Consider the following 25,450-nt stretch of genomic DNA (forward strand, 5'->3'; position numbering starts at 1 on the left):
CCGTGCCGCGGGCGTCGGTGCTCCCGATTAGGCTGAGGTCATGCCCCAGACCGTCGCCGCCCCGTTCCCGTGGGCCGATGTGTGGGGGCAGGACGCAGCGGTCGAGACGCTCCGCGCCGCAGCATCCGACCCTGCAGCGCTCTCGCACGCCTGGCTGATCACCGGTCCACCCGGATCCGGCCGTTCGACGCTCGCGCACGCCTTCGCCGCCGCGCTGGTCGCCGACCGTCCTGACGACGAGGCAGCGATGCGCCAGGTGCTCGCCGGCACGCATCCCGATGTCACGGCGCTGCGCACCGACAAGGTCATCATCACGATCGCCGAGGCGCGCGCGCTCGTCGAGCGCTCGTACTTCGCTCCGTCGGCAGGGCGATATCGGGTGATCGTCGTCGAAGACGCCGATCGCATGGTCGAGCGCACGTCGAACGTGCTGCTGAAGGCGCTCGAGGAGCCGCCGGAGCAGACGGTGTGGATCCTGTGCGCCCCGAGCGAGGCCGATCTGCTGCCGACCATCCGCTCCCGGGTGCGGTCGCTGCGGCTCCGTGAGCCCGACGTGGCCGACGTGGCGCGTCTGATCAGTCTGCGCACCGGCGCCGACGAGAAGATCGCCGAGCAGGCCGCCCGGCACGCGCAGCGTCACATCGGCATGGCGCAGCGGCTCGCCACCGACGAATCTGCGCGCCGTCGGCGCGACGAGACCCTGCGCTCGGTCCTGGGCGTGCGCGGTGTCGGCGACGCTGTCGACGTGGCGGGCCGGATCATCCAGGCCGCCACCGAGGATGCGAAGGCACTCACGGCCGAGCGCGATGCGACGGAGAGGGCCTCGATGCTCCGGACCGTGGGCATCGCCGAGGGGCAGCCCGTCCCGCCGGCTCTGCGGACCCAGCTCTCCGCCCTCGAAGACGATCAGAAGAAGCGCGCGACGCGCAGCCTGCGCGACGGCATCGATCGCGTCCTCACCGACCTGCAGTCCCTGTTCCGCGACGTCGTGATGCTGCAGTTCGGCAGGGACGACGATCTGATCAACAGCGAGCTGCGCGCCGAGCTGGCAGGCCTCGCGTCGGCCTGGCCGGAGACACGTACTCTTGTCGTACTTGACCACCTTGCCGAGACGCGGCAGTCGCTGGAGCGCAACGTCGCCCCGCTGCTCGCCCTGGAGAGCTTGCTCGTGACGATCACGAGCGGGAGGAAACCGTGAACAACCGATCGACTTCCCGCTTCCGCCGTGCCGCCGCGATCGTCGCCGGCCTGGCCGCGGCATCCGTCGCCCTCTCCGGGTGTCTCTACGCGATGATCCCCGAGCAGGCGGCCCCGCGGCCGTCGACGACGAACGCACCCGATACCGAGGGCGTCGCCGAGGACCTGCTCCCGTTCTATTCGCAGACGCTGACGTGGACGACGTGCGGCACCGGCTTCGACTGCACCGACGTGACGGCGCCGCTCGACTGGGAGAATCCGAGTGCAGGGGAGATCACGCTCTCCGTGGTCCGCCACCAGGCCGAGGGCACCGCGATCGGCTCCCTGCTGACCAACCCGGGCGGGCCCGGCGCCAGTGGCGTCGAGCTCATCCAGGGCAGCCTCGACTTCGCGGTGGGGGCCGACCTGATCGAGAACTACGACGTGATCGGCTTCGACCCTCGCGGCGTCGGCGCCTCCACGGCCGTGAAATGCTTCGACGCGGCCCAGATGGACGACTACCTCTACGGCATCCCCGACGCCCCGCGCGGGACGCCGGAGTGGGAGGCCGAGCTGCTGGAGTCGCACAAGGCGTTCGCCGATGCGTGCGATGCGAACAGCGCCGGCATCCTGCCTCACATCACGACGATCAACTCCGCGCGCGACATGGACCTGATCCGCGCGGTGCTCGGTGACAAGCAGCTGAACTATCTCGGCTACTCGTACGGTACCTTCCTCGGCGCGACCTACGCGAAGCTCTACCCCGAGAAGGCGGGTCGGCTCGTGCTCGACGGCGCGATCGATCCCGCCGTCCCGGGTCTCGAGGTCGGCGCGACGCAGGCGCTCGGCTTCGAATCGGCCCTGCGTGCCTACATGCAGAACTGCCTCGACTCCGGAAGCTGCCCGTTCAACGGCACGGTCGACGAGGCGATGGCCGATCTCGGCGCTCTGCTCGCGAGCGCCGACCGCACCCCGCTCAAGAACGGCGACGGACGCCTGATGGGCGCGGACGCGATGATGACCGCCATCATCGCCGCGCTGTACTCGGAAGACAGCTGGAGTTACCTCACCCAGGCGCTGGACGAGGCGCTGCAGGGCGACCCCACGACCGCCTTCCTGCTCGCCGACTTCTACAACGAGCGGGAGAACGGCGCATACCTCAGCAACTCCTCCGAGGCGTTCCGTGCGTACAACTGCATGGACTACCCGGTCGAGGACGACCCCAAGGCCGAGGCCGCGATCACGAAGAAGATCGCCGAGGGCGCTCCGACGATCGCCCCGTACTGGAACGGTCCCGACTCCTGCTCCGTCTGGCCGTACCCGCCCACGGGCACGCGCGGCGAGATCAAGGCCGAGGGTGCGGGCCCGATCGTCGTCGTCGGCACGACGAACGACCCGGCGACCCCGTACGAGTGGTCCGAGTCGCTGGCGGACCAGCTGGAGGAGGGTGTTCTCATCACCCGCGTCGGCGAAGGTCACACGGGATACAACAAGGGCAACTCCTGCGTCGATGACGCCGTGGAGGCCTTCCTGCTCGACGACGTCGTCCCCGAGGACGGTCTGCGCTGCGAGTGAGGGGGCCTCGATTCGCGACGAGCCGCGAGACAGGGTAATATCGGTGATCGTGCCGCTCACGCGTCGCACGCCGCCTTAGCTCAGTCGGCAGAGCATCTCACTCGTAATGAGAAGGTCGTCAGTTCGATTCTGACAGGCGGCTCCGAAGGCCCCGTGATGCGAAGAACATCACGGGGCCTTTCCCGTTCCCCACGGCGTACTCTCGAACCATGAGCAGAGCGCTTCTCATCGTCGACATCCAGAACGACTTCACCGAGGGCGGCGCTCTCGCCGTCACGGGAGGCGACGCGGTGGCCTCCGCGGTGTCCGCGTTCCTGGCCGATCACGCGTCCGACTACGCGGTGATCATCGCGTCACGCGACTGGCACCATGACGAGGGTGACAACGGCGGGCACTTCGCCGAGGAGCCGGACTTCGTCGACACGTGGCCGGTGCACTGCGTCGCCGGGACGGAGGGTGCGGAGTACGACCCCCTTCTCGCGACGGATGCCGTGACACACCACGTGCAGAAGGGGCAGGGGGTTCCCGCGTATTCGATGTTCGAGGGGGTGGCCGACGACGGATCGACCGTGGGCGCCGTGCTGACGGGAGCCGGTGTGGTCACCGCGGACGTCGTGGGGATCGCGACCGACCACTGCGTGCGGGCCACAGCTCTCGACGCGATCGCGCACGGTGTCCGGGTGCGTGTGTTCACGGATCTCGTGGCGGGCGTCGGCGCGGAATCCAGCGAGGCGGCCCTGGCGGAGCTCGCGCACGCGGGTGCGGAGCTCGTCGAGAGCGCGGACGCGTGAGCCGCAGCGTCCTTCTGCTGCGGGCCGTGAACGTGAGCGGGCGCAACAGCGTGCCGATGGCACGGCTGCGTGAGGTCCTGTCCGCCGAGCCCGATCTCGAAGACGTCTCGACATACATCGCCAGCGGCAACATCATCTGCAAGACGCCGACGAAGCCGGATGCCGCCTGCTCCGCCGTGCGGAAGGCGATCGTGGCGGAGTTCGGTGTCGACACCCCCGTGATCCACCGCCGTCATGCGGAGCTCGTGGCATCCGAGAAGGCCCAGCCGTTTCCCGACGGCGAGGAGAAGTTCGTACATGCCATGTTCCTCGAGGGCGCCTGCGGGCCGGGCGCTGTCGAGGCGCTGGAGGAGAGGCTCCTGCCTGATGAGCGTCTCGTGCTCATGGGCGACGACCTCTGGATCGACTACGGCAGCGGGGGAGTGCACTCGACCAAGCTGACCAAGGCGGTGCTCGACCGCGCCCTCGGCGTCGCCGGGACCGCGCGCAACCTCCGCACGGTCCGGAAGCTCATCGAGCTGACCGCCTGAACGCAGCGGGTGCGGCGATCTCGGCGCTGAGCGCGGAGGGCGGCGTCTGGGGGTGCGGCTGCACATCGACGCGCCGCACGGAGCACTCGGCGCACCGCACGTAGAGCACGATGCCTTCGCTGGTCGGGTGGCGCGACTCCACGAGCCATGCGTGCTCGTGTGTTGCCGTGGGCTGGGGGATGCGGGGGGTCGGACGGGTGTGCAGTGCGGTCATGTATCCAGCGTGATGTAATGCTCTTATGCATCTCAACCCTTACGGCGAATACGCCGTCCTGCTGGCGGCATCCCTGGCCAACGACTGGCCGCAAGACCGCGCCGGAATCGAGGAGCGCACGCTGGAACTCGGGATGACGCAGACCTTCCCGCCGGCGCCCGATGACCACCAGCAGATCCGGGCTGTCATCGACGAGTGGCTCAAGATCGTCGACGAACCGGACGCCGACGCGCGAGCCGACCTGCTCAACGCGGAGCTCGCGGCGGCCGCCGCCTACCCGCGGCTGACGAACCACGACGGCGAGGGATGGCACCTGCACTACCGCGACGATGTGAGATCGCTGCCCTACGTTCTCCGGGCGATCATCAACCTCGGCACCTCGCTCCACCTCGTCACACGAGGGATGAGCAGGCTGGGCCGCTGCCAGGCGCCTCCGTGCACCAATGTCGTGGCGGACGTGACACGTAACGGCCGTCAGCGCTTCTGCTCGGTGCGCTGCGCGAACCGAGCTGCCGTCCGGCGGCATCGGGCCCGAGGCGCCTGACCTGCGGATCAGGCCGTCTGGCCGGCGTGCTTCCCCTCGCCGATCTCCTCGACGACCTTCGCGTTGAAGGCCGGAAGGTCGTCCGGGGTGCGGCTGGAGACCAGTCCCTCGTCGACGACGACCTCCTCGTCGACCCAGGTCGCCCCGGCGTTGCGGAGGTCGGTCTGCAGGCTGGGGTAGCTGGTGAGGGTGCGGCCGTCCACGACGCCGGCCTCGATGAGGATCCAGGCGCCATGGCAGATCACGCCCACCGGCTTGTGCTGTTCGAAGAAGGCGCGGGCGAGCGCGATCGAGGGCTTGTCCATGCGCAGGTGGTCGGCGTTCACGACGCCGCCGGGGAGCACGAGCGCATCGAACTGCTCGGCGGTCGCATCCGTGGACGTGAGATCCACCGACTGCTCATGACCGTTCTTGCCGGTGATCCTGCCGCTCTCCGGGGCGATCAGGGTCGCACTCGCTCCCTCGGCGGTCACGGCGTCCCACGGGCTGGTCAGCTCGCTGTCCTCGAATCCGTCGGTCGCCAGGAATGCCACTCGGCTGCCGGAGAGAGTCATCGTTCGTCCTTTCGTGGGAGTGTCGTCCCCGGGTTCTCGGGGACGACTCGACCCTCTCGCGGAGTGCGCAGATGATGAAGGGGGTGGTCGAACGGCGACGGCGGTGATACAAGCGGGGCGAGCCGGCGTGAGCGGCTCAGGCCAGGTATCGCCCCAACGCCCCCAGCAGTCCGCGCGTTCCTTCCTCGCGCCCGACGCCGTCGCCCCAGAACCGGTCGAAGAAGACGCCGTGCTCGATGTGCGTGAAGCGGGTTCCCTCATCGATCGGCTCGAACTCCAACGACGCCAAGGATGTCGACATGTGCACCCCGTCGATCCACATGTCGTACGTGGTGACGATGCGGACGTGCTCGACGATGTCGGTGTACGTGGCTTCGTAGCGCGACACCGGACGGTCGTGGAAGGCGCTCTCGGCGATGTCGCGCCCGCCGACGCGGAAGTCGAACGCCCACTCGCGCGCCTTCATCGACGAACCGGCGCCCCACCAGCGGAGCTTCTCCTGCTCGACGGCGAAGGCGTCCCAGACGCGCTCGACGCCGGCGGGGTAGTCGCGGGTCAGGGCGAATCCGGAGCGTGCGAGTCGGCGTTCTGTCGTCATCGGTCGTCCCGACGCGTCAGGGTGACGTGGATCTCACCGCTCTCGGCGACCTCCGTCGTCACGGTGTGGGTGAGATCGAAGCCGCGCAGATCGTCCCACAGCCGGTTGCCCCGACCGAGGAAGATCGGCGCGACCATGAGGTGCAGATCGTCGACCAGGCCCGCCCGCAGGAAGTCCCGCGCTGTGCGGTATCCGCCGCCGATGCGCACGTCCAGACCGCCCGCGGCCTCGGTCGCCTCGGCGAGCACGTCTTCGATCGCCGCGTCGCGGAAGTGGAAGGTCGTGCCGCCGTCCATCGGGATCGACGGGCGAGGGGCGGAGTGGGTGAGGACGTACACCGGGGTGCCGAAGGGCGGGGTGTCGCCCCACCAGCCCTTCCAGTCCGGGTCGTCGGGGAAGGTGTGCAGGCCGAACATCCCCGCGCCCATGATCTCGGCACCGATGCCGTCGAAGAACGCTGCGGCGTATCGATCGTCGACGCCGGTCGTTCCGGCGCCGCTGGTGTCACCGAAGATCTTCGCGCGGAAGGTGCGGGTCGCCGCGTACGCGGCCGTGAGACGGCCCCAGTCCTCGCCCATGGGGTTCTCGGGTGTCGGCGTCGGGTCGGCGGGCGTGTAGCCGTCCAGCGATGTGAACAGGGCCATGCGAACGCGGGTCATGTCAGTTCTCCTTGGGGGTTGTGAGGGCGAGATGGATGCCGAGGCGGTCGGCCTGGTTCTCGGCGGGCGTGCGCTGTTCGCCGAGCCACAGGTGCAGCACGTCGAGTGCGCCCGGTCGCAGAGTCACGGTGCGGATGCGGCCGTGCTTCTCCGAGCTGACCACCCCTGCATCTTCGAGGATGCGGAGGTGCTGCATGAGCGACGGCAACGCCATCGCGAACGGTTCCGCGAGCTCGGAGACGACCGCGGGCGACTTCGCCAGCCGTTCGACGACAGCGCGACGCGTCGGGTCCGCGAGAGCGCGGAGCACGGCGTCGACGTCATCGTGATACTTAGGCATTTGCCTAACTGTAGTCCGCGGAGTCGACGTCGGCAAGAGTCGATCTCATCGCGGATGCCGACGGCGACATGGACGCGCTGTCGATCGACGTCAGCGTCAGGGAGAGCGTTCGTCGCTCGATCCCCGTCGCCGGTCGCCGTGCCAGAAAGCTGCGGTGGGCCCCGTGGGGCTCGAACCCACGACCCGCGGATTAAAAGTCCGATGCTCTGCCAACTGAGCTAGAGGCCCCTCGCCTCAAGTCTAGTGCGCACAGAAGGGGCCGCCGGTGAACACCATCACCGGCGGCCCCTTCTCCTTCTCACGTTCCTCCCCCGAGACGAGAGAAGGTCGCTTGCCGGGAAATCCCCACCCGGCAGGTTGTGTCCCTGATTACATCGGGGGCATCAGAACCGTGTCGATGAGGTACACGGTCGCGTTGGCGGTCTGGACGCCACCGCAGATGACGGTCGAGGTTCCGTTGACCATCAGGTCGTCACCGCTGCCGGTGACCTCGAGGTCGGCGCCCTGCACGGTGGTGTGCATGCCGGCGATCTCGTCGGGCGCGATCTGGCCGGGGACCACGTGGTACGTCAGGATCGAGCTCAGCAGTGCGCTGTCGGTCTTGAGCGTCTCGATGGTGGCGGGGTCGATCTTCGCGAAGGCGTCATCCACCGGTGCGAAGACGGTGAACTCGTCTCCGTTGAGCGTGTCGACGAGGTTCACGTCGGGGTTGAGCTGACCGCTCACCGCGGCGACGAGCGTCTTGAGCAGCGGGTTGTTGGAGGCGGCCACGGCGACCGGGTCCTTCGACATGCCCTCGACCGAGCCTGCGCCGTCCGGGACGGCCTCGGCGTACGCGGAGCAGCCTGCTCCGACGAGGTTGGCGGCCGGGTCCATCGCCTCGGTCGTCGGCTCGGCGGACTCCGACGTCATCGGCTCCGACGGCTCTTCGGCGGGGGCGGTGCCGGTCGAACATGCGGAGAGCAGGAACGCTCCGGCAAGCGTCAGGGTGAGTGCTGCGGTGACCTTCTTCTTGGTGCTGAACATCTCGAGCTCCTTCAGAAACTTCAGCCACGGCCTCTCCGTGGCGTCGACATCTGTTCGGAGCCCCGTCGGTATCGGATGGGAGAAATCTCAGAATCGTTCGGATCCGATACCTCGATCCGCAGAATCACGGGAGAAATTCCCTCACGATCGGGTGACGTCTGCACGGGAAGAGGGGGGAGATGCGGCATGCTGGAGGGGATGGTCATCGACGGAATGGACGTGCCCGAGGACGGGACGGCGAGAGACGCGGTCGCCGCACTCCTCGTCCGCGTCGCTGACGGAGATCAGCGTGCTTTCGCCGAGCTCTACGACACTCTCTCTTCGCGCGTGTTCGGGCTGATCCTGCGTGTGCTCGTGAACCGCTCACAGAGTGAAGAGGTGCTGCAGGAGGTCTTTCTCGAGATCTGGCAATCCGCTTCGCGCTTCGCTCCGAACAGAGGTCAAGGACGAGCATGGGTGATGACCATCGCACATCGCCGGGCCGTGGACAGGGTGCGTGCATCCCAGTCCAGTGCGGACCGTGATGTGCGTGCGGGACTGAGGGACATCGGCGTGGCGCACGACAGTGTGGCAGAGCAGGTGGAACTCGGGATCGACGGCGAAAAGGTCGTCGAAGCACTCACGGAGCTGCCGGACGTGCAGCGAGAAGCGCTCGTGCTCGCGTATTACGGCGGTTACAGTCAGAACGAGATTTCGGTGCTCGTGGGAGCACCATTGGGGACGATCAAGACAAGGATGCGGGACGGGCTCACCCGTCTCCGGTCAGCCATGGGGGTGACAGCATGAACGAGCAGGAGTTCGCGGAACTCGCGGCAGGCGCCGCCCTGAACGCGTTGTCGCCCGACGACGCCCGTCGATTCGACGACGCTCTCGTCGCGCACCCCGAGTGGCGAGCCATCGCCGAAGCGGATGCCGAGACGGCTGACCTCCTGTCCGGCTCCGTCGCGCCCGTATCCCCGCCTCCCGGCATCCGTGCCGCCCTCCTCGCTCAGATCGCGGCGACGCCCCAGAACGGCGACCCGACGACCGGCACGGAGCCGACGAGCCCCGATGTCCTCGCCGTCGAGCGATCGCGCGTGGACGAGCCTTCACCGAGCGATCCTGACGAAGCTCGCGCCTCTGCACCGAAGCGCCGCTGGACCCGCACCGTGTTCGCGCTCGCCGCATGTCTCGCCGTGCTGGTGGGTGTCGGGATCGGCGCCGTCGCGCTCAACGGCCAGCTCAACCGCCCGGCATCCGTCGTCGCACTGGAGCAGATCCAGTCGGCATCCGATGCCGAGCAGGCATCCGTGGAGGTTCCCTCCGGAGGAAAGGCGACCGCGCATTGGTCGGCGTCCGCCGGAGCAGCCGTGCTCGTCACCGACGGCGTGCCCGCCCCTGCCGACGGCAAGACCTATGAGCTCTGGTACGTCCGCGGCGACGACGCGATCCCCGCCGGCGTGTTCGACGTCGAGGACGGTCGCGCGACCGCGGCACTCGAAGGAGACATGCACGCGGGCGATGTGATCGCGGTCACGGTCGAGCAGGCCGGGGGATCCCCCTCGGGCACGCCGACCTCCGACCCGGTCATCGTCATCCCCACGGCCTGATCGGCCGCGATCGCGGGTAGCCTGGTTCGATGCCCGAGCAGCATCACCGTCCCATCCGTCGACCGACGAGTGCCTTCGACAACATCGTCGGCGCGCACGATCCCGCCGAGGAGACGCGCGTGGCGCACGCGACGGCATCCGCTCTGCTCACGCGGGTGCGGGCCGACGAGAGCGGGGCGAGCGCCGAGCGTCTGGTCGCGTTCACGGCCGAGCACGGCATCGACGAGATCGCGGAGCTGTGGTCCAAAGCTCCCTCGCGCACGCTGCCAGGCGCTCTCTGGAGGCTGTATGTGCTGCAGCTGGCGATCCATGGCGACCCGCAGACGGCAGCGCTGCTGTACGAGCGCGGACGCGTCGAGCTGCCGTCTGCCGACGCCGTGATCGCGGGTGCTCCGGCGCCGGCGGAACCCGACGAGCTCGTCGCGCTCATCGACACGATCCTGCGGGGGGCCTTCCGCGGGGACTTCGCGGTGGCACTCGACCGTGCCGCCGCCTTCTGCCGCGTGCAGGCATCGGGCGCGACGCACACGGCCGACGACTACGAGCCGACCGAGCCCGCGCGGGCGAGCGAGCTGACGACGCGGGCCCTGCGCCTCAGCAGCTACGCGCAGGATCTGTCGGCCTCCGCGGTGCTCTGGCGCACGGGCTCCCTGGCCTGACCGCGAGCCGGACAGAGAAAGACCGGGCCGCAAGAACGCCTCTCGGCGGAAGGCCGCTCAAAGCGGCAAAAATTGGAGCCCGGGGTTATGCGGCCCGGCCGTTCAATTATAACGCGAGACCTCCATGGGTATTCCCTGACCGTAGGCTCGAGTCATGAACCGGCGCTTCGCACTGATGATCGATCCCGTCGTGGCCGATGAGGCCCGCCCCGACTTCGCTGACACCTTCACGGCGGTGGATGCCGCGGCTCCTGCCTTGAGCGTGGGCGAGCTGAGCACGCAGCGGGGTGACGGCGTCTTCGAGTCCATCGGCGTGATCGACGGCCATGCGCAGGAGGTGGTCCCGCACCTGGAACGGCTCGCGCACTCGGCGCGGCTGTGCGACCTTCCGGAGCCGAATCTGCCGCAGTGGCGACAGGCGATCGACCAGGCGGCGTCGCGGTGCGGAGAGGGCGAAGCGGTGATCAAGCTCATCCTCAGCCGCGGCGTCGAGCACGGTCCGACCCCGACCGCGTGGGTCACCGCGTCTCCGGCATCCGACTTCTCGCGCGTGCGCGCCGAGGGTGTCCGCGTCGTCACGCTGGACCGGGGCTACGACCTCGGGGCGGCCGAACGGGCACCGTGGCTGCTGCTCGGCGCGAAGACCCTCTCGTATGCGGTGAACATGGCGGCGCTCCGGGAGGCCCACCGCCGTGACGCGGACGATGCGATCTTCCTCTCCAGCGACGGCTTCGTGCTCGAGGCGCCGACCGCCTCGCTCATCCTCCGCTTCGGCGACCGCTTCGTGACACCGGCGCCGAACGGCGGCATCCTGCACGGCACCACTCAGCTCAGCGTTTACGAGCACCTCGCGGCTCGTGGCTTCGAGGTCGGATACGACCGCATCCCGGCATCCGATCTTCCCCGAGCTGACGCTGCGTGGCTCGTGTCGAGCGTTCGACTCGCTGCCGCGATCACCGCGATCGACGGGGCCGCGCTGCCCGTGGACCGGGCGCTGACCGACGAGGTGAACGCCTACCTCCTGTCCCCGCGGGACTGACGCGGGACCTCGCACGGAGCAGTGCCGGCACACCTTCGGAGATCCGTCTCGACACGCCAAGAGCGCGTGATCTCAGGCGGCGTGGCGGCGCCGGGCTCCGAAGTCGTGCACGGAAGGCGGATGCCGACGCGGACTTCGCTCACGAGCGAGTCGACATCGTCGTGACGATCGCTCGTTCCACGAGGTCCCAGTCGTGGACGATCATCGCGTAGTCGAACCGCAGCGTGACGTGTTCCCAGAGCGCCGCGTTGGCGTCTCGAACGAGGTCCTTGTGCCGGAGAGCTGCGGATTCGTGGTTCGCTCGCCCGTCGGCTTCGATGATCAGCCACCCCTCGATGAGGAGGTCGACGCGGCCCGTGCCGACGATCGACGCCTGCGTGCGGATGATCCAGCCAAAGGCCCGCAATCTCAACCGCACCAACGATTCGAGCCCGCTGTCCGAGTCAGGCCGCGAGAAGTCCACCAGCTCACGGCCGCTCCGGTTCAGCCTCGCCCGCAGCCATCGAAGCCCGGACGCATCGATCAGGCCCTGTCGGCGTGCAGACTCGAGCGCGACGAAGAATCGCTCTCGCCCTCGGCACCGGAACAGCTGCAACAGCACGCGGGGAACGGAGGGGAGACCGAACCCGGGTCGCCGCGGGGCATCGTCCCAATGCGCGACACAGGTGCACGGCTTCTCTTCGTGGCGATACTGATGGCGGTCTCCGTGCATCCACACGTGCAGCTTCGGCACGTCGAGCACCCAGAGACCCAGGTGTCGGGCTGCGGACTCGCACCCGAGCGCGCCGCCGTGTGCGGCCGCCGACACGACGTCAGCGCATGCGTCCGCACTGGCGTAGACACCGCGCCGCACGTGTGAGAGGCGACCGAGTCGAACCTGCCGCTCGATCTCGCTTCGCCTCATCGTCTGACGTAGTTCGCCGTAGGTCCATACCTGGTCGCCGTCCACCGTGCACATCGATCGAGGATGCCTGGCGCGCAGCATCCGTCTCTGCCGCCCATCCGCGATCTGCGGAGAACTTCACGTACGTCGCCGCGGTGCAGACCGAGTCATCTCGGGCACGACTTCGGAGATCCGTGCACGAAACCCCGCAGAACGGATGCAGCTACCGGGGTGTCATCTCGAAACTCCGAAGTCGTGCGGGGCCAGAGCGGACCACGCACCCGAAGTGGAAACGCGAGGGCCCGGAGACCGAAGTCCCCGGGCCCTCGTCACGGTTGACGTCTCAGTTCACCCGAAGCGGCCCGAGACGTAGTCCTCGGTCGCCTGCACGGTCGGGGTGGTGAAGATCGACGTGGTGTCGTCGTACTCGATGAGCTTGCCCGGCTTGCCGGTGCCGGCGATGTTGAAGAACGCGGTCTTGTCCGAGACCCGCGAAGCCTGCTGCATGTTGTGCGTGACGATGACGATCGTGAACTCGTTCTTCAGCTCGCCGATCAGCTCCTCGATCGCGTAGGTCGAGATCGGGTCGAGCGCCGAGCAGGGCTCATCCATCAGCAGCACCTCGGGCGACACGGCGATGGCGCGTGCGATGCACAGTCGCTGCTGCTGGCCGCCGGACAGACCGGAGCCGGGTCGGTCGAGACGGTCCTTGACTTCATTCCAGAGGTTCGCGCCGGTGAGCGACTTCTCGACGAGCGCGTCCTGGTCGCTCTTCGACATGCGGCTGTTGTTGAGCTTCACGCCCGCCAGCACGTTCTCCTTGATCGACATCGTGGGGAAGGGGTTCGGACGCTGGAAGACCATGCCGACCTGCCGGCGCACGAGCACGGGGTCGACACCGGGACCGTAGAGGTCCTTGCCGTCGAGGAGGACCTCGCCCTCGACGCGGGCGCCGGGGATGACCTCGTGCATGCGGTTGAGCGTGCGGAGGAAGGTGGACTTGCCGCAGCCGGAGGGGCCGATGAATGCGGTCACGCTGCGGGGCTGGATGTCGAGCGACACCCCTTCGACCGCGAGGAAGCTGCTGTAGTAGACGTTGAGGTCGTTGACTTCGATGCTCTTGGACACGTGGGTTCCTGTTCTGAGTGGTCGGGCGCTCAGCGGCCGGACATCTTCGGTGCGAACAGCTTCGCGATGAGACGCGCGAGCAGGTTCAGCACCATGACGATGAGGATGAGGGTGAGCGCGGCGGCCCAGGCGCGGGCGACGGCCGCATCCGGGTTCGTGCCCTGGTTCATGTACTGGTTGTAGGCGAACACCGGGAGGGTCATCATCTGACCGTCGAAGATGTTCGTGTTCATGCTCTGGGTGAAGCCGGCGGTGAGCAGCAAGGGGGCGGTCTCGCCGATGACTCGGGAGATGGCCAGCATGATCGAGGTCGTGATGCCGGCGATCGACGTCGGCAGCACCACCTTGAGGATCGTGAGCCATTTCGGCACACCCAGGGCGTACGACGCCTCGCGCAGCTCATTCGGGACGATCTTCAGCAGCTCCTCGCTGCCGCGCACGACGACCGGGGTCATCAGCACGGCCAGGGCGAGCGCACCCATGAATCCCATCGAGATGCCGGGACCGATCAGCACGGCGAACACGGCGTAGATGAACAGACCGGCGACGATCGAGGGGATGCCGGTCATCACGTCGACGAAGAAGGTGATGCCCTTGGCGAGCTTCCCGCGCCCGTACTCGACCAGGTAGATCGAGGTCATGAGTCCGATCGGCACCGAGATGACCGTCGCGGTGAGCGTGATCAGCACCGTTCCCCAGATGGCGTGCACGATGCCGCCGCCGTCGCCGATCACGTTGCGCATCGAGTAGCTGAAGAACTCGGCGTCGAACCGCTCGATGCCGTTCGCGACGACGGTCCACAGCAGCGAGATCAGCGGCAGCAGTGCGATCAGGAACGCGGTGGCGACCAGGGCGGTCATCAGGCGGTCGACCGCCTTGCGGCGGCTCTCGACGATCGAGGAGATCACGGTGATGATCACCATGTAGAGCAGGATGCCGACGATCACGGTGCCGGCGATGTTGAAGTCCGCCAGATCCGCGCCCGCGGCGGCCACGCCGAAGACGGCGGCCGAGATGACGAAGGACCCCCCGAGGAGCGCCCGCGGCGCCCACTTCGGCAGTCGGCCGGAGGTGAGGACCGCGGTGTGCGGTGTGACAGGAGCAGCAGTGAGGGTGGTCATGTCAGTTCGCTCCCGAGAACTCGGCGCGGCGGGCGACGATCCAGCGCGCCAGCGCATTGACCGCGAAGGTCACGACGAAGAGGATGAGGCCGGTGGCGATGAGGGTGTTGACGCCCGTGTCGTGGGCCTCGGGGAAGGCGAGCGCGATGTTCGCGGGGATGGGCGTCGGGTTCGTCGAGGTGAGGACGAGGAAGCTGACGACCGCGGAGGGGGAGAGGACCATGGTCACGGCCATGGTCTCGCCGAGTGCACGTCCGAGGGCGAGCATCGCTGCGGAGACCATGCCGCCGCGGGCGAACGGCAGGACCGCCATCCGCACCATCTCCCAGCGCGTGGATCCGAGCGCGAGCGCGGCCTCCTCGTGCAGCTTCGGAGTCTGCAGGAAGACCTCACGGCAGATCGCGGTCATGATCGGGATGCACATCACGGCGAGCACGAGCGCCGCGGTGAGGATGGTCTTGCCGGTCGAGGAGACCTGGCCCTGGAAGAACGGGACCCAGGCGGCGTTCGTGTTCAGCCAGGCGTAGATCGGCTGCAGGAGCGGCGCGAGCACCAGACCGCCCCAGAGGCCGAAGACCACGGAGGGGACGGCGGCGAGCAGGTCGATGATGTAGCCGAGGAACGCGGCCAGACGCCGGTGGGCGTAGTGCGAGATGAACAGCGCGATGCCGATCGCGATCGGCGCGGCGATGAGCAGCGCGATGAACGAGGCCCACAGCGTGCCGAAGACGAGCGGCCCCACGTAGGTCCAGAAGGACTCGCCGCGAAGGATGTGGTTGTCGCTCGTGTCGAGCTGGAACGCGGGGATGCTCTGGATGACGAGGAAGGCGGCGACGAGCACCAGGACGATGAGGATGACCACCCCCGCCCCGAGCGCGGTGCCGGAGAAGACCCGGTCGCCGAGTCGCTGCTTGGCCTTGATCGGTGCGGGCGGCGCCTTGGTCGGTGCCGGAGTCGGCGCCTGCGCGGTCGTGCTCATGATCTCCCTGTTTCGGGCCGGGTCGAGATGGAGCGGGTGCTGACCCGGCGGAGCCCCCGCGTCCGATCGGGACGCGGGGGCACCGCCATCAGCGGGTGGGCGGGATCAGCCGACCTGGATCAGGTCGATCGCGGCGAGCACCTGCTCGCGCAGACCCTCCGAGATCGGTGCGCTGCCGGCGTTGTCGGCAGCGGCGTTCTGACCGTCCTCGCTCGCGATGTAGGTGAAGTACTCCTTCACGAGCTCGGCGACGTTGGTGTCCTCGTACTGCTCGCAGCCGATGAGGTAGCTGACCAGCGCGATCGGGTAGGCGCCGTCCGCGGCGGATGCCGGGTCGACGTCGAAGACGAGGTCGGCCTTGCCGCGGCCCTCGACCAGCGGCGAGCCCTCGACGAGCTTCGCGGCGGCCTCGGACGAGTAGGCGACGAAGTCCTCGCCGACGCCCACGTGGACCTGGCCGAGGTCGCCGACCTGCGACGCGTCGGCGAAGCCGATCGCACCGTTGCCGGCGCCGATGGCCTGGACGACACCCGAGGTGCCCTGAGCGGCCTCGCCGCCCTGGATCGGCCAGACGTCGGCCGGCTCGTAGGTCCAGACGTCACCCGCGGTGGCGCTGAGGTACTTGGTGAAGGTCTCCTGCGTGCCGGAGGGGTCGGAGCGGTGGACCGGCGAGATGGCCAGGTCGGGGAGCTTGACGCCGTCGTTCAGGGCGGCGATCTCCGGAGCGTTCCAGTTGGTGATCGTGCCGGCGAAGATGCCCGCGATGGTGGCGGCATCCAGGTTCAGGGTGTCGACGCCCTCGAGGTTGAACGCGACCGCGACGGGGGAGATGTAGAGCGGGACCTCGACGATGTCGTCGGTCGTGCAGGCACCGAAGCCGCCGGCGGCGATCTCTTCGTCGTTGAACGCGCGGTCGGAGCCGATGAAGTTGCTGCCGCCTTCGAGGAAGTTCTCACGACCCGTGCCGGAGCCGGTGGGCTCGTAGTTGACCGTGACGTCGGGGTTCGCGGTCTGGAACGCGGCGACCCAGGCCTCCTGGGCTGCGGTCTGCGAGGACGCGCCGGTCGCGTCGATGGTGCCGGAGAGCGTGGACTCCGAGGGCTCGTCGCTGGAGCCGCCGGTGCCGGCTTCGTTCGCGGCACAGCCGGCGAGTGCGAGAGCGGCGACGGCGCCGATGGCGCCGATTCGTGCGATTCGGGAGATCTTCACTGTGGATCCTTCGATCTTGGAGGGTGGGGCCCGGTGCAGGGCACACAGTGACGCTAAGTGCGGCGGTTAACGAGACTCTCCCGCGCAGGTGAACGGCAGGTGAACGGCGAGCGACTCTCTGGGGCGGCCCCAGGCGGTTGCTGGAGACGCGCGAAGTCGTCAGACCTTCGGAATGTGCGTCTCGATCGAGATGATGCCGGAGCCGGGGTTCGTGGCGGAGAGATGCACGACCGAGAAGGCCCCGGGGTCGAGGTCGGCCGCACTGCTGAGATAGGACCCCTGGATGGTGCCGGTGGCGAGAGCGATCTCCGCGAGCAGGCCGGGAAGCACGGGACCGTGGCTGCAGAGCACGGCCGGCTTGCCGGAGCGGACACGGCGACCGACGACGGCGCGGAGATCGGACGTGCCGTCCTCCCACGCGTCCTGGCTGATCTTCTCGGTCTTCACGATCTTGCGATCGAGGGCTGTCGCGAGCGGCCTGACCGTCTCGATGCACCGCACGGCATCGCTGGTGACGATCTTGCGCGCACCGAATGCGCGCAGCGGCCCAACGATCGAGGCCGCCTGCTTCCGTCCTCGTTCGGTCAGCGGACGCGCGGCATCCGCGCCGTCCCACTCCGACCGCGAGAGGGCCTTCGCGTGCCGCAGGGCGATCACGGGGAACGTGCGCAGCACACCGTCTTCGACGAGGTTGGTGAAGAAGTCGAGGATCTCGAGGTCGACGGGGTAGCTGAGCCGCTCCCGCGCCTTCTTGGCGCTCACCCACTCGACTGCGGCGATCTCGCGATTCGGCACGAAGGTCGATTCGCGGATCGCGTCGTCGGTGGCCTCGGCGGCCCAGTAGTGCACGACCTTCTGCTTCTGCGAAGCGAGGTGATAGCGGCTCACGCCCACCGGCACGCCCAGGGACACCCGGATGCCGGTCTCCTCGTGGACCTCCCGGACGGCGGTCTCGGCGAGCATCTCGCCCGGGTCGACCTTGCCCTTGGGAAGAGTGACGTCCCGGTACTTCGTGCGGTGGATCAGCAGGATGCGGAGCTTGCCGTCGACGATGCGCCAGACGACGGCGCCCGCCGCGTACACCGCCTTGTCGGTCCACTTCGACGCCGGTGGCGGCGTCCTCGCGGCCCGGGCGCTCTGCTCCTGCCCGACCGTCATCGCACTGCCCGTGCGCGGCGCCGCCGCTGGATCAACCCCATGGTCTTATCCTGCAGGTCGATGAGCGGCTTGCCGTCGGCATCCTCGGCGTGCCGCGTCCACACGCCGTCCGCGCCGAGGTGCCACGACGTGGTGCCTTCGTCCATGGCGAGGTCGAAGAACGACAGCAGCTCCTTGAGATGGGCGGGGTCGGACACGCGCACCAGCGCCTCGACACGGCGGTCGAGGTTGCGGTGCATCATGTCGGCGCTGCCGATGTACACCTGCGGGTCGCCGTCGTTCTCGAAGGCGAAGATGCGGGAGTGCTCGAGGTATCGGCCCAGGATGCTGCGCACCGTGATGTTGTCGCTGATCCCGTCGAGGTCCGTGCGCAGACTGCAGATGCCGCGCACCCACACCTCGACCTTCACGCCGGCGGCGCTGGCGCGGTACAGGGCGTCGATGATCTCCTCGTCGACCATCGAGTTCACCTTGATGCGGATGTGCGCGGGCTTGCCCGCCTCCGCGTTCTTGCGCTCGGCGTCGATCTGGCGCACCAGACCCTTGCGCAGGTGGAGCGGCGCGACCAGCAGGCGCTTGAACTTCTTCTCGATCGCGTAGCCGCTGAGCTCGTTGAACAGGCGCGTGAGGTCCTTGCCGACCTGCGCATCGGCCGTGAACAGCCCGAAGTCCTCGTAGATACGGCTGGTCTTCGGGTTGTAGTTGCCGGTGCCGACGTGCGAGTAGTGCTGCAGTTTGCCGTCTTCCTCGCGGATCACGAGGGCGAGCTTGCAGTGGGTCTTCAGCCCGACGAGTCCGTAGACGACGTGCACGCCGGCCTTCTCGAGCTTGCGCGCCCAGACGATGTTGTTCGCCTCGTCGAAGCGCGCCTTCACCTCGACCAGCGCGAGCACCTGCTTGCCTGACTCGGCGGCGTCGATGAGCGCCTGGACGATCGGGCTGTCGCCGGAGGTGCGGTACAGCGTCTGCTTGATGGCCAGCACGTGCGGGTCGCGGGCGGCCTGCTCGAGGAACGCCTGCACGCTGGTCGTGAACGACTCATACGGGTGGTGCACCAGCACGTCCGACTTGCGGATCGCCTTGAAGATGTCGGCGCGGCTGTTCGACCCGGTCGGCTGGAAGGCGACGGCGGTGGTCGGCAGGTGGGGCGGGTAGCGCAGGTCGGGCCGGTCGATGCGCGAGAGGTCGAAGAGGCCGCGCAGGTCGAGAAGACCGGGAAGGCGGTAGACCTCGAGATCCGTGATGTCGAGCTCGCGGACCAGCAGGTCCATGGTGACCTCGTCCATGTCGTCGGTGATCTCGAGACGGATCGGCGGGCCGAAGCGACGGCGGAGGAGCTCCGCTTCGAGCGCCTGGATGAGGTTCTCGCTCTCGTCCTCCTCGATCTCCACGTCTTCGTTGCGGGTGAGCCGGAACGCGTGGTGGTCGAGCACCTCCATGCCGGGGAAGAGGTCGCCCAGGTGGTTCGCGATCAGCTCCTCCAGGCGCAGGAAGCGCTTGATCTCACCGTGACCCGGCACCTCGACGAAGCGGGGGAGCATCGGCGGCACCTTGAGGCGCGCGAACTCCTGGCGGCCCGTGCGGGCGTTGCGGATGCGGATCGCGAGGTTCAGCGACAGGCCGGAGATGTACGGGAACGGGTGAGCGGGGTCCACGGCCAACGGCATCAGCACGGGGAAGACCTGCGCGCCGAAGTAGTCCGAGAGCGCGGAGCGCTCCTCCTCGGTGAGCTCGGACCAGTCGGTGATCTCGATCCCGGCATCCGCGAGGGCGGGGCGCACCAGGTCGGTCCATGCCGCGGCGTGGCGCAGCTGCAGATCGTGCGCCTCTCGCGAGATGTCGGCGAGGGCGTCGACGGGGGAGCGGCCGATGTTCGTCGGAACGGCGAGACCGGTCATGATGCGCCGCTTCAGCCCCGCCACGCGGACCATGAAGAACTCGTCGAGGTTGCTCGCGAAGATCGCGAGGAAGTTCGCCCGCTCGAGCTCGGGCAGCGACGGATCCTCGGCGAGCTCCAGCACGCGCTGGTTGAAGGCCAGCCAGCTCAGCTCCCGGTCGAGGTACCGGTGGTCGGGGAGCAGGGCGTCGGGCGACTCGACGGCGTCGAAGTCGTCGTCTTCGGCGTCACCGAGGCCGGCGTCGGTGAGTGCGGGATCGATCATGGGGTACATCTAATCACCGCGAGGTGACGCGCGTGTGAACGGACCCGATCCGTTACCGGGCTGCCGCCGTCGCCGCCAGGGTCTCGTCCTCGTACACGTTGAACCGGTAGCCGACGTTGCGCACCGTTCCGATGATCTGCTCCTGGTCGCCCAGCTTCGCGCGGAGGCGGCGCACGTGCACGTCGACGGTGCGGGTGCCGCCGAAGTAGTCGTATCCCCACACCTCGCTGAGCAGCTGCTCGCGTGTGAAGACGCGCGACGGGTGCGTGGCGAGGAAGTGCAGCAGCTGGAACTCCTTGTAGGTGAGGTCCAGCGGCTTGCCGCGCAGTTTCGCGGAATAGGACTGCTCGTCGATCGTGACACCGGAGGCCTGCACCCGGGAGGGCTCGGCGACCTCGTCGCGGCGGGCGAGTCCGAGTCGGACGCGCGCATCGATCTCGGCGGGGCCGGCGGTCGCGAGCAGGACGTCGTCGATGCCCCAGTCGCCGGAAAGGGCGCTCATGCCGCCCTCCGTGACGACGAGGAGGAGCGGTGCGTCCTGCCCTGTGGCGCGGAGCAGACGGCACAGCGATTTCGCGCCGACCAGATCGTGACGGCCGTCGACGACGACGACGTCGTAATCGGGCGCGCTGACCAGCTGAGCCGGTTCGGCGGGGATCTGCCGGACGCGGTGGCTGAGCAGCTCGAGCGCGGGAAGCACCTGCTCCGACAGCGGAGCGTTGGTCAGAACCAGCACCAGGGCCACGCGCACTCCTCACCGGCGCGGGGGTCGACGCCGTGCCGCCATGATACCGGCACCGGATGCGCAACAATGGTGTCATGTCCGAACCAGCGCTCGCACCGCGAAATGCCCTCGTCGGCGTCGTCGCCGTGTGGGTCATCGCATTCGTCGCGACCGTGGCCGTCGGGATCTTCGTGCCGGAGGAATGGCGCGTCCCGTGGATGCTGGTCGCCTTCGGCGGCATCGTGCTGCTCTCGTTCGCCGTGCAGCTCTGGTACGGCCGCACCCAGGGGTTCATCTTCCGGGTGGCAGGCAGCGTCACGGGCGCGCTCGTGCTGATGGGACTGATCTCGGTCGGCTTCGGCATCGCCGCGCTGCTGCCCACCTGATCTCGGCGTCCCGCCGCGCGGTAAGGTGGAGACATGGATCTCATGGCGCTCGAAATCTTCTTCATCGGCCTCCTGGGCCTCGCGAGCCTCGCTATCGTCTTCGTCTCGGCAGTGGTTCTGCGTAACCTCTTCCGCGGCCAGCGCTGACGCATCGTGCTCGATCTGCCCACCGACCTCCCCGCCGACCTCGCCCCGCTCGCGTGGCTGATCGGCGTGTGGGAGGGAACCGGTATCATCGACTACCCCGTCGGGGAGGAGCGCCTGCAGGGCGATTTCACCCACCGGGTCAGCTTCAGTCATGACGGCGGCCCGTACCTCAACTATTCGGCGACCGCGACGTTCACCGGCGAGGACCAGGCGCTGTCGATCCCGCTGATCGCCGAGACCGGATTCTGGCGCCTCTCGCGTCCGGCGGCCGCTGCGGATCCCGGTCCGGCGCTGCTGCCTCCGCAGGCCGACGTCATCACCCGCACGGTCGACGACGTCGAGAGCCTGCGCGGGGAGAACGGCGCGTTCCCGATCGAGGTCTCGCTCGCACACTCCGACGGCATCCTGGAGCTCTATCTCGGCGAGATCAACGGTCCGCGGGTCGACATCGCCTCGGACGCGGTCGTCCGGGCGGCCGGCACCAAGGACTACGGCGCGGCATCGCGCATGTACGGCCTCGTCGACGGTCACATGCTGTGGGCGTGGGACATCGCGGCCCTCGGCACGCCGCTGCGCGCGCACGCGTCCGCGCGGCTGGCCAAGGTCTGAGACGGACGGCGTCTGACATGAGCGTGTTCGAGAGCTTCCCGGGGGCCGTCGCCGGCGATGCCGGCATCGCGCACTTCGGCGACCCGTTCCGCGAACAGCGTCGTCTCGCCGCGGGCGACGCGGTGGTCGCGCTCGACGATCGCACCGTCATCGAGGTCGCCGGCCCTGAGCGTCTCGGCTGGCTCGACTCGATCACCTCGCAGTCCGTCGGACATCTGAACGCGGGCGACAGCACGGAGCTCCTGGTGCTCGACCCGCAGGGCCGCGTCGAGCACGCCGCCGGCGTCGTCGACGACGGCACTTCGACCTGGCTGATCGCCGACGCAGCGGATGCCGATGCTCTCGCGACCTGGCTGACGCGCATGAAGTTCCGCACCCAGGCGACCGTCGACGTGCGGGCGGACCTGGTGCTGCTCGGCTTCGTCGACGGAGGATCCGCCGCGCTGGCCGTGCACGCCGCAGCGGCGGCAGGCGACCGCATCCCGCTCGTCTGGGAAGACCCCTGGCAGCACGTGGCGCTCGGCGGCCACCAGTACGCCGAGGTCGTCGATCACCCCGGCGCCTCGCTCGCGTGGCGCATCGCCCTGCTCTCTCCGGATGCCGCGGGCGAGCTGGCCGCGACGATCGACCACGAAGCCGCCGCGGGTCTCCTGGCGGCCGAGGCGCTCCGCATCGCGGCATGGCGTCCGCGGTGGGCGGCCGAGGTCGACGACAGGTCGCTCCCGCACGAGTCGGACTGGATCCGCACCGCCGTGCACCTGAACAAGGGCTGCTACCGGGGGCAGGAGACCGTCGCCAAGGTCCACAACCTCGGGCACCCGCCGCGTCGTCTCGCCGCGCTCCAGCTCGACGGCAGCGATGCCGTGCTCCCTGAGCCGGGGTCTCCCGTCTTCGCCGGCGACGACGAGGTCGGCCACGTCACCTCGGTCGCCCGTCATCATGAAGACGGTCCGATCGCGCTCGCGATCCTGGCACGACGCGCCCCGATCGGCGACCTCGTGGTGCGCGCCGACGGCATCGACATCGCCGCCTCGCAGCAGGTGATCGTGCCGGCGGATGCCGGCGCCACCGCCGACATCCCCCGGCTCACCCGGCTCTCGCGTCGTCCCGCGGCGCCGGATCCCCGCGCCGCGATCTAGGCGCGAGACGCGTCGAGCGGCGCGACCGCATCCCAGGGCAGCGTGAGCTCGCCCAGACGCCAGCGGGTGCGTCCGCCGAGCACCGGCCAGCCCTGATCCCGCAGGGCCGTGACCGTCGCCAGGAACCGCTGGGTGGCGCCGAATGTCGTGAGAGCGGCCGCTCGATCCCACTCGCGATCGAGGTCGACCAGGAGGGCGTGGATCCGCTCCCCGGGGACGTTGCGGTGGATCAGAGCCTTGGGCAGCCGTTCGGCGACGATGCTCGGGTGCTCGAGCCCGGCCAGACGCAGCGAGATCGTGAAGCGCACGGGAGATCCGTCGGGCTGCACATCGGCCCAGCTCGCCACGCGGCCGATCTCGTCGCACGTGCCCTCGATGAGGAGCCCGTCCGGAGCCAGCCTCGCGGCGGTCGTCCGCCAGGCCGCCGGCACGTCGGCCTCGTCGTACTGGCGCAGCACGTTCATCGCCCGGATGACGGCGGGTCGCCGGTCGTCGGGGAGCGGGATCTCGAAGCCGCCGCGTGCGAACGAGACGCGGAGATCATCCGGGAAACTCGTGCGGCCGGCACGGATCCCGGCGAGCTGAGCGTCGGCGGTCGCCACCCGCGCCGGGTCGATCTCGAGGCCGCGCACCTCGGCATCCGGCCTGACTGCGCGCAGCCGTGCCGCGAGCTCGAACGCGGTGACACCGCTCGCGCCGTAACCGAGATCGATCACCAGCGGATCGGCGGCACGGCGGAACGCGGGGCTCGCAGCGATCCAGCGGTCGTTGCGGCGCAGCCGGTTCGTCCCGGTCGTGCCGCGCGTCGGCCGGCCGACGGGAGATGACGCCATGAGTCAATCCTCCCCCTCGATGCGTCTGCGGACCAATCCGGAGCGGCCGTCGCGGATAAACTGGCCGCATGACTGCGACGCGCACCCTGATCCTGCTCCGCCACGGCCGGAGCGAGTGGAACGAACGGAACCTCTTCACCGGCTGGGTGGACGTCCGCCTGAACGAGCAGGGGGAGAAGGAGGCCCGCCGAGGCGGCGAGCTGCTCGCCGAGTCCGGCATCCTGCCCGACGTGCTGCACACCTCGCTGCTGAGCCGGGCGATCCAGACCGCGAACATCGCGCTCGACGCCGCCGACCGGCTCTGGATCCCGGTGACCCGCTCGTGGCGGCTGAACGAGCGCCACTACGGTGCGCTGCAGGGCAAGGACAAGGCGCAGACCCTCGAGGAGTTCGGCCCCGAGCAGTTCCAGCTGTGGCGCCGCTCCTTCGACGTGCCGCCGCCCGTGCTCGACGACGCGAGCGAGTTCAGCCAGGTGAACGACCCGCGCTACGCCGGGATCGACGGCGAGGTGCCGCGCACCGAGTCGCTCAAGCTCGTGATCGACCGTCTGCTGCCGTACTGGGAGAGCGCGATCGTCCCCGACCTCGAAGCCGGCAAGACCGTTCTCGTGACGGCGCACGGCAACTCGCTGCGCGGTCTGGTCAAGCACCTGGAGGGCATCAGCGACGCCGACATCGCCGAGCTGAACATCCCCACCGGCATCCCGCTGGTCTACGAGCTCGATGAGAACAACGTCCCCACCGGGCCCGGCCGCTACCTCGACCCCGAGGCCGCTGCCGCCGGTGCCGCCGCGGTCGCCGCGCAGGGCAAGAAGTAACGCCACGTACAAGAGGAGGGGCGGATGCTGACAGCATCCGCCCCTCCTCTCGTGTGTACGCGTCAGGCGTGCCCGAGCTCCTGCTGCTGCTCGACGGCGAGAGCGATCTCGGCCTCGGAGACCTGCCAGTCGCCCGTGGCGAGGTAGACCATCTTCTTGGCGACGGCGACCGCGTGGTCGGCGAAGCGCTCGTGGTACCGGCTGGCGAGCGTGGCATCGACGGTCGCCGTCGCCTCGCCCTTCCAGTTGTCGCTGAGCACCTTCTCGAAGACGGTGGCGTGCAGTTCGTCGACGTCGTCGTCCGCATTGCGGATCGTGTCGGCGAAGCGCAGGTCGCCGGTGCGGAGCAGCTCCGACAGCGTGCGAGAGATCTCGACGTCGAGCTCGCCCATCTTCACGAACGTGCCCTTGAGGCCCTTCGGGATGGCGCGCTCCGGGAACCGGAGGCGAGCGAGCTGGGCGATGTGCTCGGCCATGTCGCCCATGCGCTCGATCGAGGCGCTCACCCGCAGCGCCGTGACGACGATGCGCAGGTCGCGGGCGACGGGCTGCTGGCGGGCGAGGATCTCGATGGCCTGCTCGTCGAGGGTGATCGCCAGCGCGTCGATCTTGGCGTCGTCGGCGATGACCTCCTCCGCCAAGGCTACGTCGCTGGTGGCGAAAGCGCGGGTCGCCTTGTCGATCGCGACGGTGACGAGGTCCGCGATCTCGACGAGGCGGGCCTGCAGGTCCTCGAGGGACTGGTGGAAGACTTCGCGCATGGTGGGGCGCAACCTTTCATTCGGATCTCGGCTGTGTGCACGGCGCGAGACGGCGGTTCGTCCGCACGGGGGCAGGTCTGCGCTCCCGCACAGGCCCGA

The 25,450-nt window shown here is 68.8% G+C and carries 29 protein-coding genes and 2 tRNA genes; 14 read left to right on the plus strand and 17 right to left on the minus strand.

Annotated elements, in window-relative coordinates; genetic code table 11:
- Positions 1-40: 40 nt before the first annotated feature.
- The 5 genes from ABS642_RS20345 (at position 41) to ABS642_RS20365 (ending at position 4,072) form a co-directional block, all read left to right on the plus strand.
- On the plus strand, positions 41-1,198 hold the full coding sequence (locus tag ABS642_RS20345; protein ID WP_350351532.1) for a DNA polymerase III subunit delta': 1,158 nt from the start codon (positions 41-43) through the stop codon (positions 1,196-1,198).
- On the plus strand, positions 1,195-2,751 hold the full coding sequence (locus ABS642_RS20350) for an alpha/beta hydrolase (RefSeq protein ID WP_350351533.1): 1,557 nt from the start codon (positions 1,195-1,197) through the stop codon (positions 2,749-2,751). Before ABS642_RS20345 ends, ABS642_RS20350 begins: the two co-directional genes overlap by 4 nt.
- 69 nt (positions 2,752-2,820) lie before the next feature.
- Positions 2,821-2,893 (plus strand) — tRNA-Thr (locus ABS642_RS20355).
- Positions 2,894-2,960: 67 nt separating this feature from the next.
- Positions 2,961-3,542, plus strand: a complete 582-nt coding sequence (locus tag ABS642_RS20360; RefSeq protein WP_350351534.1) for an isochorismatase family protein — start codon at positions 2,961-2,963, stop codon at positions 3,540-3,542.
- A complete protein-coding gene (locus tag ABS642_RS20365) occupies positions 3,539-4,072 on the plus strand; it encodes a DUF1697 domain-containing protein (protein ID WP_350351535.1) in 534 nt (177 codons plus the stop codon). The genes ABS642_RS20360 and ABS642_RS20365 overlap by 4 nt, the downstream gene beginning before the upstream one ends.
- Here the strand turns inward: ABS642_RS20365 and ABS642_RS20370 are convergent.
- Complete coding sequence (locus ABS642_RS20370) at positions 4,053-4,286, minus strand: hypothetical protein (protein ID WP_350351536.1); 234 nt, start codon at positions 4,284-4,286, stop codon at positions 4,053-4,055. The two genes, ABS642_RS20365 and ABS642_RS20370, sit on opposite strands and share 20 nt — an antisense overlap.
- Before the next feature lie 25 nt (positions 4,287-4,311).
- Here ABS642_RS20370 and ABS642_RS20375 point away from each other — a divergent pair, with 25 nt between their 5' ends.
- Positions 4,312-4,830, plus strand: coding sequence for a CGNR zinc finger domain-containing protein (locus ABS642_RS20375; RefSeq protein WP_350351537.1), 519 nt, complete (start codon positions 4,312-4,314; stop codon positions 4,828-4,830).
- Positions 4,831-4,838: 8 nt separating this feature from the next.
- Here ABS642_RS20375 and ABS642_RS20380 read toward each other — a convergent pair whose 3' ends face one another.
- From ABS642_RS20380 to ABS642_RS20405, 6 genes are all read right to left on the minus strand, one after another.
- Positions 4,839-5,384 (minus strand): type 1 glutamine amidotransferase domain-containing protein, encoded by a 546-nt coding sequence (locus ABS642_RS20380; RefSeq protein ID WP_282216335.1) that lies wholly within the window; start codon positions 5,382-5,384, stop codon positions 4,839-4,841.
- 136 nt (positions 5,385-5,520) lie between these two features.
- On the minus strand, positions 5,521-5,982 hold the full coding sequence (locus ABS642_RS20385) for an SRPBCC domain-containing protein (protein WP_350351538.1): 462 nt from the start codon (positions 5,980-5,982) through the stop codon (positions 5,521-5,523).
- On the minus strand, positions 5,979-6,641 hold the full coding sequence (locus ABS642_RS20390) for a dihydrofolate reductase family protein (protein ID WP_350351539.1): 663 nt from the start codon (positions 6,639-6,641) through the stop codon (positions 5,979-5,981). Before ABS642_RS20390 ends, ABS642_RS20385 begins: the two co-directional genes overlap by 4 nt.
- Position 6,642: 1 nt before the next feature.
- On the minus strand, positions 6,643-6,981 hold the full coding sequence (locus ABS642_RS20395) for a metalloregulator ArsR/SmtB family transcription factor (protein ID WP_350351540.1): 339 nt from the start codon (positions 6,979-6,981) through the stop codon (positions 6,643-6,645).
- A gap of 155 nt (positions 6,982-7,136) precedes the next feature.
- Positions 7,137-7,209 (minus strand) — tRNA-Lys (locus ABS642_RS20400).
- Positions 7,210-7,350: 141 nt separating this feature from the next.
- Entirely contained in the window at positions 7,351-8,007 is a 657-nt protein-coding gene (locus ABS642_RS20405; protein WP_350351541.1) for a fasciclin domain-containing protein, read from the minus strand.
- A 186-nt stretch (positions 8,008-8,193) separates the two neighbouring features.
- On the opposite strand from ABS642_RS20405, the gene sigK reads away from it, so the two are divergent.
- From sigK to ABS642_RS20425, 4 genes are all read left to right on the plus strand, one after another.
- Entirely contained in the window at positions 8,194-8,793 is a 600-nt protein-coding gene (gene sigK, locus ABS642_RS20410; protein ID WP_282216340.1) for an ECF RNA polymerase sigma factor SigK, read from the plus strand.
- Positions 8,790-9,596, plus strand: coding sequence for an anti-sigma factor (locus ABS642_RS20415; protein ID WP_350351542.1), 807 nt, complete (start codon positions 8,790-8,792; stop codon positions 9,594-9,596). The genes sigK and ABS642_RS20415 overlap by 4 nt, the downstream gene beginning before the upstream one ends.
- 29 nt (positions 9,597-9,625) lie before the next feature.
- Complete coding sequence (locus ABS642_RS20420) at positions 9,626-10,255, plus strand: DNA-directed RNA polymerase subunit beta (protein ID WP_282216342.1); 630 nt, start codon at positions 9,626-9,628, stop codon at positions 10,253-10,255.
- Between the two features lie 154 nt (positions 10,256-10,409).
- On the plus strand, positions 10,410-11,294 hold the full coding sequence (locus ABS642_RS20425) for an aminodeoxychorismate lyase (RefSeq protein ID WP_350351543.1): 885 nt from the start codon (positions 10,410-10,412) through the stop codon (positions 11,292-11,294).
- Between the two features lie 139 nt (positions 11,295-11,433).
- Here the strand turns inward: ABS642_RS20425 and ABS642_RS20430 are convergent, their stop codons facing one another.
- The 8 genes from ABS642_RS20430 to ABS642_RS20465 form a co-directional block, all read right to left on the minus strand.
- Positions 11,434-12,102, minus strand: coding sequence for a hypothetical protein (locus tag ABS642_RS20430; RefSeq protein ID WP_350351544.1), 669 nt, complete (start codon positions 12,100-12,102; stop codon positions 11,434-11,436).
- 423 nt (positions 12,103-12,525) lie between these two features.
- Positions 12,526-13,305, minus strand: a complete 780-nt coding sequence (gene pstB, locus ABS642_RS20435; protein WP_282216345.1) for a phosphate ABC transporter ATP-binding protein PstB — start codon at positions 13,303-13,305, stop codon at positions 12,526-12,528.
- A 29-nt stretch (positions 13,306-13,334) separates the two neighbouring features.
- Positions 13,335-14,426, minus strand: coding sequence for a phosphate ABC transporter permease PstA (pstA, locus tag ABS642_RS20440; protein WP_350351545.1), 1,092 nt, complete (start codon positions 14,424-14,426; stop codon positions 13,335-13,337).
- Position 14,427: 1 nt separating this feature from the next.
- The gene (gene pstC, locus ABS642_RS20445; protein ID WP_282216347.1) at positions 14,428-15,405 is read right to left on the minus strand and encodes a phosphate ABC transporter permease subunit PstC; all 978 of its coding nucleotides are present in this window, start codon (positions 15,403-15,405) and stop codon (positions 14,428-14,430) included.
- 105 nt (positions 15,406-15,510) lie between these two features.
- A complete protein-coding gene (locus tag ABS642_RS20450; RefSeq protein ID WP_350351546.1) occupies positions 15,511-16,614 on the minus strand; it encodes a phosphate ABC transporter substrate-binding protein PstS in 1,104 nt (367 codons plus the stop codon).
- Positions 16,615-16,773: 159 nt separating this feature from the next.
- A complete protein-coding gene (locus ABS642_RS20455; RefSeq protein ID WP_350351547.1) occupies positions 16,774-17,772 on the minus strand; it encodes an NUDIX domain-containing protein in 999 nt (332 codons plus the stop codon).
- Complete coding sequence (locus ABS642_RS20460) at positions 17,769-19,934, minus strand: RNA degradosome polyphosphate kinase (RefSeq protein WP_350351548.1); 2,166 nt, start codon at positions 19,932-19,934, stop codon at positions 17,769-17,771. The genes ABS642_RS20455 and ABS642_RS20460 overlap by 4 nt, the downstream gene beginning before the upstream one ends.
- Positions 19,935-19,986: 52 nt before the next feature.
- Positions 19,987-20,679: a response regulator transcription factor gene (locus ABS642_RS20465; RefSeq protein ID WP_282216351.1), complete on the minus strand. Its 693-nt coding sequence runs from the start codon at positions 20,677-20,679 to the stop codon at positions 19,987-19,989.
- Between the two features lie 74 nt (positions 20,680-20,753).
- Here ABS642_RS20465 and ABS642_RS20470 point away from each other — a divergent pair, with 74 nt between their 5' ends.
- The 3 genes from ABS642_RS20470 to ABS642_RS20480 all read left to right on the plus strand — a co-directional run bounded on the left by ABS642_RS20470 (position 20,754) and on the right by ABS642_RS20480 (position 22,939).
- On the plus strand, positions 20,754-21,044 hold the full coding sequence (locus ABS642_RS20470; RefSeq protein ID WP_282216352.1) for a hypothetical protein: 291 nt from the start codon (positions 20,754-20,756) through the stop codon (positions 21,042-21,044).
- 153 nt (positions 21,045-21,197) lie between these two features.
- Positions 21,198-21,800: an FABP family protein gene (locus ABS642_RS20475; protein WP_350351549.1), complete on the plus strand. Its 603-nt coding sequence runs from the start codon at positions 21,198-21,200 to the stop codon at positions 21,798-21,800.
- Between the two features lie 17 nt (positions 21,801-21,817).
- Positions 21,818-22,939: a glycine cleavage T C-terminal barrel domain-containing protein gene (locus tag ABS642_RS20480; protein ID WP_350351550.1), complete on the plus strand. Its 1,122-nt coding sequence runs from the start codon at positions 21,818-21,820 to the stop codon at positions 22,937-22,939.
- On the opposite strand, the gene ABS642_RS20485 is transcribed toward ABS642_RS20480, so the two are convergent.
- Entirely contained in the window at positions 22,936-23,772 is an 837-nt protein-coding gene (locus ABS642_RS20485) for a class I SAM-dependent methyltransferase (RefSeq protein ID WP_350351551.1), read from the minus strand. The genes ABS642_RS20480 and ABS642_RS20485 overlap by 4 nt on opposite strands.
- A 68-nt stretch (positions 23,773-23,840) precedes the next feature.
- On the opposite strand from ABS642_RS20485, the gene ABS642_RS20490 reads away from it, so the two are divergent.
- Positions 23,841-24,590 carry a phosphoglyceromutase gene (locus tag ABS642_RS20490; protein WP_116635810.1) on the plus strand — a complete coding sequence of 250 codons (750 nt, stop codon included), beginning with the start codon at positions 23,841-23,843 and terminating at the stop codon, positions 24,588-24,590.
- Between the two features lie 62 nt (positions 24,591-24,652).
- On the opposite strand, the gene phoU is transcribed toward ABS642_RS20490, so the two are convergent.
- Positions 24,653-25,351, minus strand: coding sequence for a phosphate signaling complex protein PhoU (gene phoU / locus ABS642_RS20495; protein ID WP_282216356.1), 699 nt, complete (start codon positions 25,349-25,351; stop codon positions 24,653-24,655).
- Between the last annotated feature and the right edge of the window lie 99 nt (positions 25,352-25,450).

It is taken from the genome of Microbacterium sp. A8/3-1, from assembly GCF_040267695.1.
In the GTDB taxonomy this organism is placed as follows: domain Bacteria; phylum Actinomycetota; class Actinomycetes; order Actinomycetales; family Microbacteriaceae; genus Microbacterium; species Microbacterium luteolum.

Excerpts from the sequence above, each read along its gene's own strand:
- ABS642_RS20345 (WP_350351532.1), top strand. The coding sequence starts at position 41 with ATGCCCCAGACCGTCGCCGCCCCGTTCCCGTGGGCCGATGTGTGGGGG.
- ABS642_RS20360 (WP_350351534.1), top strand. The coding sequence starts at position 2,961 with ATGAGCAGAGCGCTTCTCATCGTCGACATCCAGAACGACTTCACCGAG.
- ABS642_RS20370 (WP_350351536.1), bottom strand. The coding sequence starts at position 4,286 with ATGACCGCACTGCACACCCGTCCGACCCCCCGCATCCCCCAGCCCACG.
- ABS642_RS20375 (WP_350351537.1), top strand. The coding sequence starts at position 4,312 with ATGCATCTCAACCCTTACGGCGAATACGCCGTCCTGCTGGCGGCATCC.
- ABS642_RS20380 (WP_282216335.1), bottom strand. The coding sequence starts at position 5,384 with ATGACTCTCTCCGGCAGCCGAGTGGCATTCCTGGCGACCGACGGATTC.
- ABS642_RS20385 (WP_350351538.1), bottom strand. The coding sequence starts at position 5,982 with ATGACGACAGAACGCCGACTCGCACGCTCCGGATTCGCCCTGACCCGC.
- ABS642_RS20390 (WP_350351539.1), bottom strand. The coding sequence starts at position 6,641 with ATGACCCGCGTTCGCATGGCCCTGTTCACATCGCTGGACGGCTACACG.
- ABS642_RS20395 (WP_350351540.1), bottom strand. The coding sequence starts at position 6,981 with ATGCCTAAGTATCACGATGACGTCGACGCCGTGCTCCGCGCTCTCGCG.
- ABS642_RS20405 (WP_350351541.1), bottom strand. The coding sequence starts at position 8,007 with ATGTTCAGCACCAAGAAGAAGGTCACCGCAGCACTCACCCTGACGCTT.
- sigK (WP_282216340.1), top strand. The coding sequence starts at position 8,194 with ATGCTGGAGGGGATGGTCATCGACGGAATGGACGTGCCCGAGGACGGG.
- ABS642_RS20415 (WP_350351542.1), top strand. The coding sequence starts at position 8,790 with ATGAACGAGCAGGAGTTCGCGGAACTCGCGGCAGGCGCCGCCCTGAAC.
- ABS642_RS20420 (WP_282216342.1), top strand. The coding sequence starts at position 9,626 with ATGCCCGAGCAGCATCACCGTCCCATCCGTCGACCGACGAGTGCCTTC.
- ABS642_RS20425 (WP_350351543.1), top strand. The coding sequence starts at position 10,410 with ATGAACCGGCGCTTCGCACTGATGATCGATCCCGTCGTGGCCGATGAG.
- pstA (WP_350351545.1), bottom strand. The coding sequence starts at position 14,426 with ATGACCACCCTCACTGCTGCTCCTGTCACACCGCACACCGCGGTCCTC.
- pstC (WP_282216347.1), bottom strand. The coding sequence starts at position 15,405 with ATGAGCACGACCGCGCAGGCGCCGACTCCGGCACCGACCAAGGCGCCG.
- ABS642_RS20455 (WP_350351547.1), bottom strand. The coding sequence starts at position 17,772 with ATGACGGTCGGGCAGGAGCAGAGCGCCCGGGCCGCGAGGACGCCGCCA.
- ABS642_RS20460 (WP_350351548.1), bottom strand. The coding sequence starts at position 19,934 with ATGATCGATCCCGCACTCACCGACGCCGGCCTCGGTGACGCCGAAGAC.
- ABS642_RS20470 (WP_282216352.1), top strand. The coding sequence starts at position 20,754 with ATGTCCGAACCAGCGCTCGCACCGCGAAATGCCCTCGTCGGCGTCGTC.
- ABS642_RS20480 (WP_350351550.1), top strand. The coding sequence starts at position 21,818 with ATGAGCGTGTTCGAGAGCTTCCCGGGGGCCGTCGCCGGCGATGCCGGC.
- ABS642_RS20485 (WP_350351551.1), bottom strand. The coding sequence starts at position 23,772 with ATGGCGTCATCTCCCGTCGGCCGGCCGACGCGCGGCACGACCGGGACG.
- ABS642_RS20490 (WP_116635810.1), top strand. The coding sequence starts at position 23,841 with ATGACTGCGACGCGCACCCTGATCCTGCTCCGCCACGGCCGGAGCGAG.
- phoU (WP_282216356.1), bottom strand. The coding sequence starts at position 25,351 with ATGCGCGAAGTCTTCCACCAGTCCCTCGAGGACCTGCAGGCCCGCCTC.